This window comes from Rhizobacter sp. P5_A1 (assembly GCF_056400745.1).
This window is the reverse complement of sequence record NZ_JBFUKR010000023.1, coordinates 1-16,668: the sequence shown is the minus strand read 5'-3', so window position 1 is coordinate 16,668 and position 16,668 is coordinate 1. Positions and strand designations below refer to the sequence as shown.

General features: G+C 72.3%; 12 protein-coding genes. 8 read left to right on the top strand and 4 right to left on the bottom strand.

All coding sequences use genetic code 11. The annotated features are described in order from the left end of the window. Positions 1-70: 70 nt before the first annotated feature. The 3 genes from AC1DTW_RS21265 (at position 71) to rpoN (ending at position 2,867) form a co-directional block, all read left to right on the top strand. Positions 71-1,006, top strand: a complete 936-nt coding sequence (locus AC1DTW_RS21265; RefSeq protein WP_477983442.1) for a PAS domain-containing protein — start codon at positions 71-73, stop codon at positions 1,004-1,006. Between the two features lie 236 nt (positions 1,007-1,242). Further along, positions 1,243-1,377: a hypothetical protein gene (locus AC1DTW_RS21260; protein ID WP_477983380.1), complete on the top strand. Its 135-nt coding sequence runs from the start codon at positions 1,243-1,245 to the stop codon at positions 1,375-1,377. After that, a complete protein-coding gene (rpoN, locus tag AC1DTW_RS21255) occupies positions 1,374-2,867 on the top strand; it encodes an RNA polymerase factor sigma-54 (protein ID WP_477983379.1) in 1,494 nt (497 codons plus the stop codon). The genes AC1DTW_RS21260 and rpoN overlap by 4 nt, the downstream gene beginning before the upstream one ends. A gap of 5 nt (positions 2,868-2,872) precedes the next feature. On the opposite strand, the gene AC1DTW_RS21250 is transcribed toward rpoN, so the two are convergent. After that, on the bottom strand, positions 2,873-4,276 hold the full coding sequence (locus AC1DTW_RS21250; RefSeq protein WP_477983378.1) for a sigma-54-dependent transcriptional regulator: 1,404 nt from the start codon (positions 4,274-4,276) through the stop codon (positions 2,873-2,875). A gap of 171 nt (positions 4,277-4,447) precedes the next feature. Beyond that, positions 4,448-8,608 carry a CheR family methyltransferase gene (locus tag AC1DTW_RS21245; protein WP_477983377.1) on the bottom strand — a complete coding sequence of 1,387 codons (4,161 nt, stop codon included), beginning with the start codon at positions 8,606-8,608 and terminating at the stop codon, positions 4,448-4,450. A 146-nt stretch (positions 8,609-8,754) separates the two neighbouring features. Here AC1DTW_RS21245 and AC1DTW_RS21240 point away from each other — a divergent pair, with 146 nt between their 5' ends. From AC1DTW_RS21240 to AC1DTW_RS21220, 5 genes are all read left to right on the top strand, one after another. Further along, a complete protein-coding gene (locus tag AC1DTW_RS21240; RefSeq protein WP_477983376.1) occupies positions 8,755-10,938 on the top strand; it encodes a hybrid sensor histidine kinase/response regulator in 2,184 nt (727 codons plus the stop codon). A 41-nt stretch (positions 10,939-10,979) separates the two neighbouring features. Further along, positions 10,980-12,215, top strand: coding sequence for a glycosyltransferase (locus AC1DTW_RS21235; protein WP_477983375.1), 1,236 nt, complete (start codon positions 10,980-10,982; stop codon positions 12,213-12,215). 110 nt (positions 12,216-12,325) lie between these two features. Next, a complete protein-coding gene (locus AC1DTW_RS21230) occupies positions 12,326-12,973 on the top strand; it encodes a hypothetical protein (RefSeq protein ID WP_477983374.1) in 648 nt (215 codons plus the stop codon). Then, the gene (locus AC1DTW_RS21225; protein WP_477983373.1) at positions 12,970-14,157 is read left to right on the top strand and encodes a glycosyltransferase; all 1,188 of its coding nucleotides are present in this window, start codon (positions 12,970-12,972) and stop codon (positions 14,155-14,157) included. Before AC1DTW_RS21230 ends, AC1DTW_RS21225 begins: the two co-directional genes overlap by 4 nt. Further along, entirely contained in the window at positions 14,154-14,927 is a 774-nt protein-coding gene (locus tag AC1DTW_RS21220; protein WP_477983372.1) for a DUF2334 domain-containing protein, read from the top strand. The genes AC1DTW_RS21225 and AC1DTW_RS21220 overlap by 4 nt, the downstream gene beginning before the upstream one ends. On the opposite strand, the gene AC1DTW_RS21215 is transcribed toward AC1DTW_RS21220, so the two are convergent. Both AC1DTW_RS21215 and AC1DTW_RS21210 read right to left on the bottom strand, forming a co-directional pair. After that, positions 14,896-15,444, bottom strand: a complete 549-nt coding sequence (locus tag AC1DTW_RS21215) for a phosphatase PAP2 family protein (protein ID WP_477983371.1) — start codon at positions 15,442-15,444, stop codon at positions 14,896-14,898. The genes AC1DTW_RS21220 and AC1DTW_RS21215 overlap by 32 nt on opposite strands. Further along, the gene (locus tag AC1DTW_RS21210) at positions 15,401-16,558 is read right to left on the bottom strand and encodes a glycosyltransferase family 4 protein (RefSeq protein WP_477983370.1); all 1,158 of its coding nucleotides are present in this window, start codon (positions 16,556-16,558) and stop codon (positions 15,401-15,403) included. The genes AC1DTW_RS21215 and AC1DTW_RS21210 overlap by 44 nt, the downstream gene beginning before the upstream one ends. Between the last annotated feature and the right edge of the window lie 110 nt (positions 16,559-16,668).

Here is a 16,668-nt window from a genome sequence, read left to right as displayed (position 1 = left end):
GCCCGCGGCTGGCACGGCGATTGCGCATTCGCGTTGCTCCTTGTCAGAAGATTTTCCGGAGGTGTTCCAGATGCTTCAGCGCAGCGTTGCGGCAGGCAGCGGCACGCTCGCGGCGATGGCCCCGGCGGCCATCACCGCACCACTGCTGCGCCGCAGCGGCACCGACGGTCTGGCGCGCGAATTCAACGACGCCTGGCTCAGCTACACCGGCCGGCCGCTCGACAGCCTGCTGCGCGACGGCTGGCTCGCCGACGTGCACCCCGACGACCGGGCGCGCAGCGCCGCGATCCACGCGGCGATGTCGCACCAGCGCCGCGCCTACACGCTCGACTTTCGCCTGCGCAGCGGCGATGGCGGCGGCTATCGCTGGATGATGGAGCACGCGACGCCGCGGCAGCGCGCCGACGGCAGCTTCGACGGCTACGCCCACCACTGCATGGACGTGCACGAGCGCACCACGCTGTCCGAGGAACTCGCCACGCGCACGCATGCGCTGCGCCTGACCGTGCGTCAGCACGGCCGGTTCGAGACCGCGCTCGCGCACGAGCTCGCGACGCTGCCGGCCGAACGCCTCCGGGCCCGGCTCGTGACGATGGCGCGCCTGGCCGATGGGCCCAGTGCGCTCGACCGGACGCGCTTCCGGCTCGCCGACTGGATCGACGCCGCGACCGATCCGTTGCGCCTGTCGCCGCGCGATCGCTTGCCGGCGCTGTCGATCCAGTTGCCGGCCGAGCCGATCGAGCTCGACGCCGACCGCCCGCTGCTGACGCAGGCACTCGCCGAGGTGCTGGCCGATGCGGCCGCGGCGCAGCCGAGCCCGCGCGTGATCGAGTTGCGCGCGGCGCGCACCGAATCGCGCGTGATGATCGACACGCCCGGCCGGGAAGACAGCAGTGCATCCGCGCTGCTGACCTGCGCGGTTCAGCTGCACGGTGGCGAGGTCCTGATGCTGTCCGACGACCTGCACTTGCGCCTGTGCCTGCCGTTCGTGCAGCGGCAGCGCTGAATCGGCGCCTCGCGATTCACCGCGGAGGCGCAGAGGACGCAGAGGAATCGCCGAGGAAATTCTGCACTTCGCTGCGCAGTTCGACGTCCTCTGCGTCTCGGCGCTGAAGCTCCCCAACCGGTTCGTCTTCAGGCATCGGCATCGGGAACGGCGACTTTTGCCGGTGCCACGCCATCACGCGTTCGACTGCTGGCGTGAGGCAGCGCGCCTGTGAGGGATCACGCAAAGGTGCTGACATGTTGGCCTCGCTGAACAGTGCGGCGGCTGTGGGCAATCAGCGTGCCTGCGCGACTGCCAAAACCCGGCACGGTCGTTGCATCGCGCTGCTTTTCCGCCGCGATGCGGCGACGCCCGGGAGCTTCGAAAAATGATGCCGACGACCCCTGCCTCAGCCCGGCTCGATCAGCGCTTCGACCAGCGCCAGACCCAGACCCTGACGCCGCGGCTGCAGTACGCGGTGCGCCTGCTGCAGCTCTCCGCGCTCGACTACGAGCAGGAGCTTCACGAGGTGATCGAGAAGAACCCGTTCCTCGAGATCGACGAATCCTCCCCATCCGCGACGACGGTCCCCGAGGCCGCACTGTCGCCGCCGACGCAGGCCGCGGAGTCCGAGTCCGGCGCGGCCGCCGACGGGGCCGGCGTGGGCGACGGCGATGGCGACGCCCGAGCGCTCTGGGAACAGGATCGCGAGCAGGACAGCTGGCTGCATTCGCCCGGCACGATGCGCGATGGCGCGAAGGAATCGCAGAGCAGCGCGCTCGACCTGATGGTCGCCGACGCCGACTTGCGCCAGCACCTGCACGGGCAGGCGAACCTGCTGCGGCTTTCGGCGCGCGACCATGCGCTGCTCTGTGCGGTCATCGAATCGCTCGACGACGACGGCTACCTGCGCCAGGCGCTCGAGGACATCGGCACCGTCGCCGATCTCGATCCGCGGCCCGACGCCTGCGAGCTCAACACCGCGCTGCGGCTGGTGCAATCGTTCGACCCGCCCGGCATCGGCGCGCGCAGCGTCGCCGAATGCCTGCTGCTGCAGATCGACCGGCTCGATGCGCCCCTGCGCGATGTCGGCCGGCGCATCGTCACCGAGCAGCTCGAGCGGCTCGCGCAGCGCGACATCCCCGGTCTCGCGCGCCTGCTCGGCCGGCCGGCCGACGAGGTCGAGGCGGCCTGCGCCGCGCTGCGCAGGCTCGACCCCCGCCCCGGCTGGCGCTTCGCACGCTCCGATGCGCAGTACGTGACGCCCGACGTGATCGCCCGCAAGCTGCGCGGCAGGTGGGTCGTGCAGTTGAACGCGGCGCTGGTGCCGCAGCTGCGGCTGAACCGCAGCTATGCCGAACTGTTCCAGCGCCACCGCGACGCCGGCCACGCGCAGCTCGGCCTGCATCTGCAGGAGGCGCGCTGGACGCTGCGCAATGTCGAGCAGCGCTTCTCGACGATCCTCTCGGTCTCGAAGGCGATCCTGCGGCGCCAGTATCCGTTCTTCGAGTACGGGCCGCTGGCGATGAAACCGCTCGCGCTGCGCGACATCGCGGAAGAGGTCGGCGTGCACGAGTCGACCGTCTGCCGCGTCACGAACAACAAATACATGGCAACGCCGAGCGGCCTGTTCGAGCTGAAGCACTTCTTCTCGCGCCCGATGCCGATGGCCAGCGGCGGTGCCTGCTCAGCCACCGCGATTCGCAGCGTCGTCAAGGAGCTGATCGACGCGGAGGATCCGCATGCGCCGATGTCCGATGTCGAGATTGCACGGCGCCTCGCGCGCCAGGGGCTGACCGTCGCGCGACGCACGGTGACGAAGTACCGCCAGGGTCTGAAGATCGCGCCGGCCGAGCGGCGGCGCCTGCACGCCGGCGCGTAGTCGGCTCAGCGCGGCTCGGCGAACCCCGAGTTCGCGGGGCCGGCATCGCGCTCGGCCGAGACCGGCACGGTCGAGTATTCCTTCAGGCGGTTGTAGAGCGTCTTCAGGCTCACGCCGAGCGCGGCGGCGGTGCGCTCCTTGTGGCGCCCGTAGTGCTCCAGCGTCGCCATCGTCACGAGGCGTTCGATCTCGGCCAGCGAGGTGCCGATCTCGACCGTGATCACCGGCGTGCCGTTGGTGGCCGGCGCCGGCGCGTCGGCGTTCGGCAGGCACTCGTCGGTGATCGTGCTGTCGGGCGCCATCACGTAGGCGCGATGGACGATGTTGCGCAGCTCGCGCACGTTGCCCGGCCAGCGATAGGCCACGAGCCGCGCCAGCGCCCCGGGCGAGAAGCGCTTGGCCTGGCCTTCGCGCCGGCCGATCTCGTCGAGAAAGTGGTTCGCGATCAGCTCGATGTCGCCGGCCCGTTCGCGCAGCGATGGCAGGTGGATCGGGAACACGTTCAGCCGGTACAGCAGGTCTTCGCGCAGCTTGCCCGCGGCGACCGCCTGGGTCAGGTCGGTGTTCGAGGCCGCGATGATGCGCACATCCGCCTCCTGGACCTGCACCGAGCCGACGCGCATGAACGTGCCCGTCTCGAGCACGCGCAGCAGCTTGACCTGCAGGTCGAGCGGCATCTCGGTGATCTCGTCGAGGAACAGCGTGCCGCCGCTGGCGCGCTCGAAGAAGCCCTGGTGCTGGCGCTCGGCGCCGGTGAAGCTGCCCTTCTCGTGACCGAAGATCTCGCTCTCGATCAGGGTCGGCGAGATCGCGCCGCAGTTGACGCCGAGGAACGGCCGACCGCGGCGCCGGCTCAGGTCGTGCACGGTGCGCGCGACCAGCTCCTTGCCGGTGCCGCTCTCGCCGGTCAGGAACACCGTGACGCCGGTGCCCGAGACGCGCAGGATCTGCTCATGCACGCGCCGCATCGGCGCCGCGCGGCCCCACAGCAGGCCGAAGTGACCTTCTTCGGCCAGCGCGCGCTGCATGTCCGCGGCATCGGCGTTCAGCGTCGACGGCCGGCGCAGGCGCGAGAGCACGCCGCGCAGCTGCTTGATGTTCAGCGGCTTGGTCAGGTAGTCGGCCGCGCCCATGCGCAGCGCCTGCACCGAGCTCTCGACGCTCGCGTGACCGGTGATCAGCACGACCTCGACATCGGGCATCTCCTTGGTCTGCTCGACCAGATCGAGACCATTGCCATCGGGCAGCATCAGATCGAGCAGCACGATGTCGGGCCGCTGCAGCGCCATGCGGCGCCGCGCCTGCTGCAGCGAGCCGGCCGTCGTGACCGAGAAACCCTCGGCTGCGATCAGCGCCGCCATCATCTCGGCAGCGTCTTGTTCGTCATCGACGACCAATGCATGGGGCACGAATCCCTCCGGCGGAATGCGCGAACGCATCCCCGATCAACAACTCTGGGGAAGACACCCTCGGACCCTCGCCGAGGGACTGAACGATTGTGAACCCGGTGCCACGGTTTCGCCACGTGTCATGGCCACGCGCGAGACGGCAAACTGACGCGTCGCAATGCAGGAATATTCCTACGTCCCCTGCGTCGGCGCGCGCGGAGCCGGCCGGAGCCCGGGCAGCCACTGCAGGGTCTCGAGCAGCTGCTCGATCGCGACCGGCTTCGAGAGGTGCGCGTCGAAGCCGGCATCGAGTGCACGCTGCACGTCCTGCGAGCGGCCGAAGCCGGTCAGCGCGATCGCCGGCGTGGCGCTGGCGGTGCGGTGCGCGCGCAGCCGCGTGACCAGCTCGTAGCCGTCCATTTCGGGCATCGCGACATCCGACAGCACGACATCGAAGGGCTCGGCGTCGAGGGCCGCCAACGCATCCGGCGCGCTCGCCGCGGCGGTCACGTCGGCGCCCTCGAGGCGCAGCAGCGCCGAGAACGATTCGAGCGCATCGGCGGTGTCGTCGACGACGAGGATGCGCAGGCCGTGCAACGCCGTGGCCGGGGCCGTGCTGCGCTGCTCGGCGCCCGCCAGGCCCGCGAGCGGCAGCCAGATGCTGAAGGCCGAGCCCTTGCCGATGCCGTCCGAGCGCACCGCGACGTGGCCGCCCTGCTCCTCGACCAGATGGCGCACCAGCGCCAGCCCGATGCCCATGCCGCCGTGCGTGCGCGTCGTGCTGCGGTCGGCCTGGCGGAACATGTCGAAGACCTGGTCGATGAAGTCGGGCGCGATGCCCTGGCCGTCGTCGATCACGTCGAGCCGGCCTTCGTCGCCCTCGCGCGACAGGCGCAGCGCGATGTGGCCGCCGACCGGCGTGAACTTCAGCGCATTGCTCATCAGGTTCCAGACGATCTGCTCGACGCGCACCGGATCGGCCTGCACCGACAGCTCAGACGGCCCGGCATCGACCTCGACGGTCAGCCGCTTCGCGCGCGCGTCTTCGCCGACCGCCTCGACGACACGCGCAACCACCGCCGACCACTGCACCGGCACCGCGCTGATCGTCAGCTTGCCGGTGCGCAGCCGCGACAGGTCGAGCAGGTCGTCGGTGATCTTCGCCTGGCTCAGCACCGCGCGCCGGATCACGTCGGCGGCGCGCGCGACGGCCGGCGCGCCGCGCGCCTCGGGCAGCCGCGACAGGAGTTCGGCGTTGACGTGGATCAGGTTCAGCGGGTGCTTCAGCTCGTGCGACATCACCGCGAGGAATTCGTCCTTCATCGCGATCGCGCGCTGCAGCTCGGCACGCACCTGGGTCTCCTTGACGAGCAGCGCGCCGAGCTGGATCTCGGCGCGCTTGCTGTCGGTCAGGTCGCGCGCGATCTTCGCGTAGCCGACCAGGCGGCCGCGCTCGAACATCGGCGTCATGATGCCGCTGCAGAAGAACGAGCCGCCGTCCTTGCGCACGTGCCAGCGTTCGTCGGTCGCGCGGCCCTCTTCGCGCGCGGTGCGCATCTCTTCCCGCGCGGCGCCGGCGGCGCGGTCCTGTGCGGTCGAGAGCAGATCGAGCGGCTGGCCGACGATCTCGCGATCCTCGAAGCCGAACAGGCGCCGCGCGCCCGCGTTCCACGAGGTGACGATGCCGTTGCCGTCGAGCGTGATGATCGCGAAGTCTTTCGTGCTCTCGACCAGCAGGCGCAGGTTCGCCTCGCCTTCGAGCATGCGTTCCTCGGTGCGGCGCGCGGCGCTGATGTCGACGAAGGTCAGCACCGCGCCGTCGATCATGTCCTGGCGCGTGCGGTACGGCAGCACGCGCACCAGGTAGGTCGTGCCGTCGGGGCCGTGCACCTCGCGCTCGACCGGGCGCAGCGTCTCGAAGGCATCGATCGCATCGGCCTCGAGGCGCGGGTAGTCGAGGCGGTGCGTGATGTGCAGCAGCGAGCGCCCGACATCGGTCTGGATCAGGTTGAACAGCTGCGACGCGCGCGGCGTGAAGCGCTTGATGCGCATCGACCCGTCGACGAAGATCGTCGCGATGTCGGTCGAGCTGATCAGGTTCAGCAGGTCGTCGTTGGCCAGGCTGGCCTCCTCGACCTTGGCCTTCAGCTCCTGGTTGACGGTGACGAGCTCCTCGTTCACCGACTGCAGCTCTTCCTTGCTGGTCTCGAGCTCTTCGGTGGTCGAGCGCAGCTCCTCGTTGATCGACTGCAGTTCTTCGTTCGAGGCGCGCAGCTCCTCGTTCGACGCCGCCGATTCGCCGAGGCTGCCGCGCAGCTCCTCGCGCGTGCGGGTGAGCTCCTCTTCGAGCATCGCGACGGTCGGGTCCTTCTTGCCGCGGCCGGCACCGGCGGGGCTCAGCGTCAGCTGGACCTCGTCGAAACTCACCAGCAAGTAGCGCGTGCCGTCGTTCTCGACCGGGCGCACGGTCATCGTGATCCAGGGGCTGCGGTTGTTCAGGCGCACGCGCACGCGGCGCGCCTCGACGCTCTTGCCCTCCTGCCAGGCGCGGAACAGTGCGGTGCGCAGTTCGACCGAGAGCTCAGGCCGCACGACATCGAGCAGGTTCTGCGACGGCATGCCGGGCGAGAAGCGCAGGAACGCGCTGGTCTCGGCGGTCGAGTGCAGCACGTTGTAGGCGCCGTCGACCAGCACGCTGGCCGGCACGTGCGCGACGCGCAATTGCTCGTGCAGCGTCGCGGTCGCGCCGGCCGGGCCGGCGGCCCGCGTCGCAGCCGCCGGCATCGGCAGGTGCAGCCGCACGTTCCACGGCATCGGCGGCACCAGGCGGCGCCCGCGCGGCACGGCTTCGGCACGGTAGATGCGGTGCTTCTTGTCGACTGCCGCGAACAGGCCCTCGGCGAGGTCGGTCGACTCGGCGCCGCCCAGGAACAGCAGCCCGCCGGGGCGCAGCGCGAAATGCAGGATCTGCAGCACCTGCGCCTGGACCGGGCGGTCGAGGTAGATCAGCAGGTTGCGGCAGCACACCAGGTCGAGGTTCGAGAACGGCGGGTCGCGCAGCAGGTTGTGGGTCGCGAACATGACCTTCTCGCGCAGCTCCTTGCGCACCCGCAGGTGCGCATGCTCGCGCTGGAAGAACTGCCGCAGGCGTTCCGGCGAGACATCGGCGGCGATCGTCTCGGGGTACAGGCCGGCCCGGGCGAGCGCGATCGCGCGCTCGTCGATGTCCGAGGCGAACACGTGGATGTCGGGCGCCGGGTCGCGCCGCGCGGCGCGCTCGCTCAGCAGCATCGCGACCGAGAACGCCTCTTCGCCGGTCGCGCAGCCGGCGACCCAGGCGCGCACGCGCTTCGCGCCGTCGTCGGGCGGGAACACGCTGGTGTCGAGCGCGCTGGCGAGCGCCTCGAAGGCCTCGGCGTCGCGGAAGAAGTTGGTGACGCTGATCAGCAGGTCGCGCAGCAGCCCCGGCGTCTCGTCGGGGTGTGTGTGCAGGAAGCGGCTGTACTCGGGCAGGTTCGGCACGCCGGTCACCTGCAGCCGGCGCTCGAGGCGGCGCAGCACGGTCGCGGGCTTGTAGTGCGTGAAGTCGTGGCCGGTGCGTTCGCGCAGCAGTTCCATCACGTGGGCGAGCGCCTGCTCGGCATCGCCCGCCGGCGTCGGCGTCGGCGTCGGCGTCGGCTCGACGCGCAGCGCGAGCTTGTCCGCCGCCGGCAGCTCGATGCGCTGCGCGTTGGCCCAGATCTGTGCGAGCTTGGGGCCGATCTCGGCCGCCGGCAGTTCGAAGTCGACCGCGCCGGCGGCGCTCGCGCTGGCCGGCATCGAACCGAATTCGGCGTCGCCCGACGCCTGCACGAGCGTGACGCCGCCGTGCTCCTTGATGCGGCGCAGCCCGAGCGCGCCGTCCGAACCCATGCCGGTCAGCACGATGCCGATCGCGCGCTCGCGATGCGCGTCGGCCAGGGTGCGGAAGAACTTGTCGATCGCCGCCGGCGGCCCGGCGCCGCGATCGAGCGGCGCGACGTGCAGGTGACCGTCCTCCATCCGCAGCTGCAGCTTCGGCGAGATCACGTAGACGCGGTTGCGCTCGATCGGCGTCGACTCCTGCACCTGCTGCACCGGCATCGGCGTGGTCTTCCCGATGATCTCGGCCAGGTTGCTCTCGTGGTCGGGCGACAGGTGCACGACGATCACGAAGGCCATGTCGGGCTGCGCGCCGATGCCCTCGAACAGACGTGTCAGCGCCGCGACCGCACCGGCCGATGCGCCGATGCCGACGACCGGAAAGTCGGTGCGTGGCGCTTGCGCGCGCTCGGGGGAAGGTTCCGCGCCGGTCGATGGCACAGCAGCACTCATCGCATTCGCATTCGGTCGGTTGCGCAGGCACATGGCTTGCCGATCCGATACTCTACTGCGCTACAGCGCCCGCTCGGTCGCGCCCGCTCGACCGAGCCTGCACTGCCGTGCCCCGACGACTGCCCCCCGTGTTCGCGAAAACGCCCATGCCGATCCCCGCCCCGGCCGCGATCCGGAGTCGCTGGCCGCGTGCATCGCTGCGCACCTACCTCGTCGCGGTGATGCTCGCGGCGACGGTGCCACTGGCGCTGCTGATGGCCTGGCAGATCATCGACGACGAGCACGACCAACGCGAGACGCTGCGCGCCAGCCTGCGCGGCCTCGCGAAGGCCGTCTCGGCCGGCATCGATCGCGAATTGCTCGCGACGGTCGATGCGCTCGAGGCGCTGGCGCGGCCGGCGGGCCGGCAAGGCGCCGATCTCGACGCGATCGAGCGCCGCCTGCGCGCCGGCGGGCCGTTGCCGCCGGCCTGGCAGCGTGTCGCGCTGCTCGCGGCCAATGGCTCGATGCGCTTCGAGGTCGAGGGTCGCGGCAACCGCCCGGCACCGACCGGCCCGGCCGAGCGCGACGCACTCGCGCAGGCCTGGCGCGCCGCGCCCGGCGACCGGCCGGTGCTGCTGAATCGGCTCGACGGCGAGCCGTCGGCACGCTCCACCTGGGTCGGCACGCCGCTCGCCACCTCCGATGGCGCGCGCTACCTGCTGGCCGCGCGCATCGGCCCCGACCATTGGCAGGCGCTGCTGCAGGACGCGTCGCTCGACACCGACCGCTTCGTGACCCTGTTCGACGCGCAGCACCGCATCATCGCGCGCACGCCGGCGCTGGAGCGCCTGGTCGGCACCGCGCTGGCGGCGCAGGACATCGCCGCGATGGCCGACGGCGCATCGGGCGTGCACCAGGCGCCGCTGCTCGACGGCGGCGCGAGCTACACCGCCTGGCAGCGGCTGCAGCACGGCGGCTGGGGCGTCGGGGTCGGCGCGTCGTCGGCGCGCTTCGATGCGGTGCAGCAGCGCGCGATGCTGGTCGGGTTCGGCACCGCGGCCGGCTGCCTGCTGCTCGGCGTCAGCGCGGCGCTGGCGGTGGCGCGCCACGTCGCGCGCCCGCTGCGCCGGCTGATCCGGCACCCGGCTGGCAGCCCTGCCGATGCCGGCGACGAGACGCCGATCGACGTCGCCGAGATCGCGCAGCTGCGCGATGCGCTCGCGCTGGCCGAGCGCGAACGCAGCGAGGCGGCCGCGCGGCTCGCGCGCAAGGTCGGCGAGGCCGAGGCCGCGAACCGCGCGAAGGACGAGCTGCTCGCGATGCTCGGCCACGAGTTGCGCAACCCGCTGAACGCGATCGTCACCGCGGTCGAGGTGCTGCGCCGCGCCGATCCCGGCAGCGAGCTCGCGGCAAGTGCGCGCGCCGTCGTCGCACGCCAGACGCGCAAGCTCGCGGCCATGGTCGACGAGCTGCTCGATGTCGGGCAGGTGATGGCCGACGAGGTCAGCCTGGCGCTGCAGCCGCTCGATCTCACCGAGCTCGTGCGCAGCGCGGTCGCCGGCGCGCAGGCCGGCGCGGCCGAGCGGCAGCAGCAGCTCGTCGCCGGCGAATTCGCAGCGCTGCGCGTGCGCGGCGATGCACGGCGCCTCGCCCAGGTGCTCGGCCACCTGCTCGACAACGCAATGAAGTACACGCCGGCCGGCGGCACGATCCGTGTCGAGCTGCTGCACGATGCCGACGATGCGCTGCTGCGCGTGCAGGACAGTGGCCCCGGCATCGAGCCGGACCTGCTGCCACGCATCTTCGAACCCTTCTCGCAAGGCGAACGCGGCCTCGACCGCCCGGCCGGCGGCCTGGGCATCGGCCTCGCGCTGGTCAAGCGCCTCGTCGAGCTGCACGGCGGCATGGTGCGCGCCGGCACGTCGGCACGCGGCAGCCGGTTCGAGGTGCGCCTGCCGGCGCTCGCTGCGCCGGTCGCCGCCGCTGCGGGTTGCCCGGCCCGCATCGGCGTGATCGACGACAACCCCGATGTGCTGACCAGCATGCGCTCGATGCTCGAACTCGCCGGCCACAGCGTGCGCACCGCGGCCGACGGCGACGCAGGCCTGGCGATGCTGCTCGCCGACGCGCCCGATGTCGCGATCGTCGACATCGGGCTGCCGGGCATCGACGGCTACGAGGTCGCACGGCGCAGCCGCGCCGGCGGCTACCGCGGGCGGCTGATCGCGTTGTCGGGCTACGGGCAGGCGCGCGACCTGCAACGCTCGGTGACCGAAGGTTTCGACGCGCATCTGGTCAAGCCGGTGAACCCCGAACAGCTGCTGCCTCTGCTCGGCGCGACCGCCTGAGATTCGCCGCCGCGGCACGCCGCTTGCCGGTGAATCCGCCGATGCGTTCCCTGATCGTCTTTTCCCACCTGCGCTGGGGTTTCGTGCACCGGCGACCGCAACACCTGATGGCGCGCCTGAGCCATGCCTACCGCGTGCTGTTCATCGAAGAGCCCGTGTTCGCCGCCGGCCCGGCGCGGCTCGAATGCAGCGCGCCCCTGCCCGGTATCGACGTGCTGGTGCCGCACACGCCGGTGCCGGCGGGCGGCTTTCACGACGACCAGTTGCCGGTGCTCGAGCCGCTGATCGCCGAGTTCCTGCGCGCGCGCGACATCGGCGACTGCATCGCATGGTTCGACACGCCGATGGCACTGCCGCTGCTCTCGGCATTGCGCCGCCCGCACGCGGTGGTCTACGACTGCATCGACGAGCTCGCGGCGCGCCCGAACGCGCCGCGCCAACTGCGGCAGCGCGAAACCGCGCTGCTGAAGATCGCAAACCTGGTGTTCACCGGCGGCCCGGCGCTGTATGCGGCCAAGCGCGGCCTGCATCCGCACGTGCACTGCCTGCCGGGCTCGGCCGACGCCGCGCACTTCGCGCCCGGGCAGCTCGCGCCCGACAGCCTCCACGCCGCCGAGGCCGAGCGTCTGCAGGGCCGGATCGCGCGCCCGCGCCTGGGCTTCTTCGGCGTGATCGACCAGCGCTTCGACGCCGCGCTGATCGCGCACCTGGCCGACGCCCGGCCCGACTGGCAGCTGCTGATGGCCGGCCCGGTCGCGCAGATCGACCCGGCGCAGCTGCCGCAGCGGCCGAACCTGCACTGGCTCGGGCGCCAGCCGTACGACCGCCTGCCCTACCTGCTCGCCGGCTGGGACCTGTGCCTGCTGCCGTTCGCGCAGAACGACGCGACGCGCTTCGTCAACCCGACCAAGACGCTCGAATACATGGCTGGCGAGAAGCCGATCGTCAGCACGCCGGTGCCCGACGTGCTCAGCCTGTACGGCGACACGGTGCGCATCGCGGCAACGCCGGCCGAGTTCGTCGCCGCGTGCGCGCAGGCGCTCGCCGAACGCGGCGCGCAGCGCAACCGGCGCATCGAGGGGATGCTCGCGACCGTCTACCGCTCGTCCTGGGATCGCATCGCCGAGACCGTGCGCCGGCTGCTGCAGGACGAGCTCGACAAGCTGCCCGCGCAGCCGTTGCCGCTGCAGGCCGGCGCGGTGGCGGCGCTCGACCTGGCGCTGACCACGCCGGCCGTCGAGCCGGCCGCGCGAGCGAGCACGGCCGGCGCGGGTTGAGCGCGCCGGACCGCCGCTTCGGGAACACCGCTTGCCTCATCGACCCCAAGGTCCGCGATGGCGAAAGCAACAGGGGAACTCGGCATGACGCAGCGGCTGTGCGCGCCACCATGAGGCTGTCACGCGCCCCGGATCGGCCCGAAGGCAGCGAACGGCTGCGGCGCGCCGTTTTCATCGACACCGACATCGCGACGCCGCACACCGGCTTGCTGCACTCGGCGAGCGACGCGGTGCCGGCGTTGTGCCGCCTGATCGATGCCGGCTACCTGGTCATCGTCGCCGGGCAGACCCCGGCCGCCGCGACGCAGGCGGTCGACGGTGCCGCGCTCGCGCCGTGGAGCGACGCGCTCGTCGCTGCGTTCGCCGCCGCCGACGTCTACCTCGCCGGCGTCTACGCCTGCCCGCACGGGTCGGGCGACGCGACGTGCCGCTGCCGCCGACCGTCGCCCGGATTGCTGCACGAAGCGGCGAAGGATCACGGCATCGACCTCGGCCGCTCGTGGCTCGTCGGCACCACGCTCGACGCGATCGAAAGCGGCTGGCGCGCCGGCTGCGGCTCGGTGCTCGCCGATGTCGGGCACGAGACGCAGTGGCGCTGGGCGCCGATCCGCGTGCCCGACTTCCGCGTGCGCAGGCTGCTCGCGGCCGCCGACGCGATCCTCGCCGCACCGTTGGGCCCGCGCTCGCACGTGCTGCCGCGCCGGCCGACGATCCGCCGTCCGGCCGAGGCCGCCGCGCGCGCGCGGCGGGTGGCATGACGCTGCTCGCGTCGGGCGACCGCGTCGCCGCATACCGTGACCCGCGTCGGCTCGAGCCCTCGAAGCCGCACCTGCTCGACGCGACGATGTTCTGGAACCCGAGCGGCGGCGTGCACCGCTACGTCGTCGCGAAGCGCCACTGGATCCGCAGCCACCCCGGCTGGCGCCACACGCTGGCGACGCCGCGGCCGGACGGCGACGCCGGCGATGCGCTCGCGGTCCCGTCGCTGCCGCTGCCCGGCAGCGCCGGCGCCTACCGGCTGCCGTGGCAGCGCGCCGCGGCGGCCCAGCTGCTGTGCCGCGCCGAGCCGGACCTGATCGAGGCCGGCGACCCGTACCGCCTGGCCTGGTCGGCGCTCGACGCGGCGCGCACGCTCGGCATCCCGGCCGTCGCGTTCTGCCATTCGAACCTCGAGCAGATGGCAGCGCTGGCCGCCGGGCCGCGCTGGTCGCGCGCCGCGCAGCGTGTCGCGCGCCGCTACGCGGCCCATCTGTACAACCAGTTCGACCTGGTGCTGGCGCCGAGCCAGGCGATGCTCGCGCACCTGCGTGACTGGGGCGTCGCGGCGGCGTTGCAGCAGCCGCTCGGCGTCGACACGCGCATCTTCTCGCCGTGGCGCCGCCGCGAGCGCTGGCACGAATTGCTCGGCCTGCCCGGCGACGCCCGGCTGCTCGTCTACGCCGGGCGCTTCGCGCCCGAGAAGAACCTCGGCACGCTGGTCGAAGCGACACGCCGTCTCGGCCCGCGCCACTGGCTGCTCGCGGTCGGCTCGGGCCCGGCGCCGCCGCAGGGCGAGCGCGTCATCGTGCTGCCGGCGCTGCGCAACGCCGGCGCGCTCGCGACCGTGCTCGCCGGTGCCGATCTGTTCGTGCACGCCGGCACGCAGGAGACCTTCGGCTTGTCGGTGCTCGAGGCGATGGCCTGTGGACTGCCGGTCGTCGCGCGCGCCGCCGAGGGGCTCGCGGAACTGGTCGATGGCTCGGTCGGTCACGGCGTCGCCGCGAGTACGCCGGCAGCATTTGCCGACGCGATTGCCGATGTGCTCGAGCGCGACGCCCAGCCGCTGCGCGAGGCCGCACGCCGGCGCGCGCTGGCACACGATTGGGAACAGGTGTTGCCGGCGCTGTGGACGCACTATCGCAAGTTGCTGCAGTCCTGCCCCGTGCGCAAGGTGCATGCATGAATCGCGGGCGCGCGCTGTGCGTCGTGCTCCACGATGTCGCGCCGCCGACCTGGCCGGCCTGCCGCTGGCTGCTCGACACGCTGGCGCAGGCCGGCAGCTTCCCGGTCACGCTGCTGGCCGTGCCGCAGTACCACGGCGCACCACGCAGCCGCGCCTTCGAGCGCTGGCTCGTCGAGCGCTCCGAGCGCGGCGACGAGATCGCGCTGCACGGCTTCGACCACGTCGACGGCGGCCGGCCGCGCGGCCTGATCGACCGTCTGCGGCGCCGCGTGCTGACGCGCGGCGAAGGCGAGTTCGCGGACCTGGATTTCGACACCGCGACGCAGCGTCTCGAGGCCGGGTGCGAGTGGCTGCGCGAGCTCGCGCTCGAACCGGCCGGCTTCGTCGCGCCGGCCTGGCTGCTCGGGTCCGAGGCCTGGCGTGCGTTGCGCCGGCAGCCGTTCGAGTACACCTGCACGCTGACCCACATCCATCGGCTCGATCCGGAACGACCGGCCGGGCCGACGCCGTCGCTCGCCTGCCAGAGCCAGGTCTTCAGCAGCGCGACGCCGTGGCGCCAGCGCATGTCGGTGGTGTGGAACGAGACGCTGGCCTGGCAGCAGCGCCATCAGCCGGTGGTGCGCCTCGAGCTGCACCCGGGCGACGACGTTCCGCAGGTGCGCGATTGCTGGCAGCGCCTGCTGCGCCGCCAGGCGGCGACGCGGCAGCTGACCCGGTTGCGCGACGTCGCGCGGGGGCTCAGAACAGCACCAGCACCGACGTCGCCATGAACCAGCCGAGCGCCGCGCCGACGACCACGTCGCTCGGGAAGTGCAGCCCGAGCACGACGCGCGACGCGGCGATCAGCGCGACGAAGGGCCACACGACCCACGCCAGGTGCGGGTAGTACGCGCACAGCAGCGTGCCGAAGGCCACCGCGTGCAGCGCGTGGCCGCTCGGGAAACTGTGTTCGTCGAGGCAGCGCGCGCAGGCGCGCACGCCCGGGCAAGCGACGAACGGCCGCGGCCGCGCGAAGTGCCGCTTCGTGATGCGGTAGATCGCCAGGTCGACCGCGCCGAGCAGCAGCATGCGCAGCGCGCACGCAGTGCCGGTCGGGCCGGCGATCCACGGCAGCGCGATCATCGTCGCGTACCACGCGATGCCGTCGCCGAGCCAGCTGATCGCCATCAGGAAGCGCCGCACCGACGCCTGCGCGGTCGCCCGGTGCATGACCTGCGCGAGCGATCGATCGCGTTCGACCCATCTATGCAGCGCAGGCGGCAGCCGGTCGGGTGCGTTCGGCGTCACGGGCGGCCTCCATCAACTGGCCCTCGAAGACTCGCAGCGCGCTGTCCCAGTCGTGCCCGGCGACGCTGCGCCGCGCCGCGACGCGCAGCGCCTCCAGCTCGCTCCGCCGGGTCGTCATCAGGCACACGGCGACGACGTAGGCCGCGTCGTTGCCGGGCGGCACGATGCGCCCGTTGACCCGGTCGGTGATGTGCTCGGCGGCCGCCGCGAGATCGAATGCGACGACCGGCAACCCCGAGGCCAGTGCCTCGAGCGTGACGTTGCCGAAGGTCTCCGACTGGCTCGGGAACAGGAAGATGTCGGCGCTCGCGTAGTGCGCGGCGAGTGCGTCGCCGGTCTGCTGGCCGGCGAAATGCACCTGCGGAAAGGCGCGCTCGAGCACGCGGCGTCGCGGCCCGTCGCCGACCACCACCATGCGCGCGCCCGGCTCGAGGCGCTGCGCGTTGCGGAACGCCTGCAGCGCGAGTTCGACGTTCTTCTCCGCGGCGAGCCGGCCCACGTGCAACAGCACCGGGCCGTTGCCGGCGCCCCAGCGGCGGCGCAGGCCGGGGTCGCGCCACGCCGGCGCGAAGCGCTCGAGGTCGACACCGCGGCCGACGAGCTCGACGCGCTCGAAGCCGGCGCGGATCAGCTCGCGCCGCGTCTGCAGCGTCGGCGCGAAGCTGCGGTCGGTGCGGTTGTGAAAGCGGCGCAGGTAGCCGCAGATCGCCGGCTCGAGCCAGCCCGCGCCGTAGTAGCGGCTGTACTGGTGGAAGTTGGTGCGAAAGTCCGAGGTCGTCGCCAGCCCGAGCCGCCGCGCCGCGCTGACCGCGGCCCAGCCGAGCGGGCCCTCGGTCGCGACATGCACCAATTGCGTATCGCGCTGCGCGAAGCGGCGCGCCAGCGGCAGCGCGCGTGCGACGCCGAAGCGCAGATCCGGGTACACCGGGATCGGCCAGCCGTTGCTGCGCCACTCGCCGTTCTTCGCCTCGCCCGGCTGCTCCCCGGGTTGCGCCGGACGGATCAGGTCGACCTGGTGGCCGCGGCCGCGCAGGTACGCGACCGTCCGCCCGACGGTCAGCGCGACGCCGTTGATTTCGGGAGGGTAGGTTTCTGTGACGAAGGCGATTCGCATGCGTGGGGGCTTTCGACCAGCATCGGCATTCCGCGTACCCGCCGCGCTGGCGCGAGGTCGGCGCCGGTGTCGGGCGCGTCGCCCGCGCGCGCCGACAGCGCCTGCGCGGC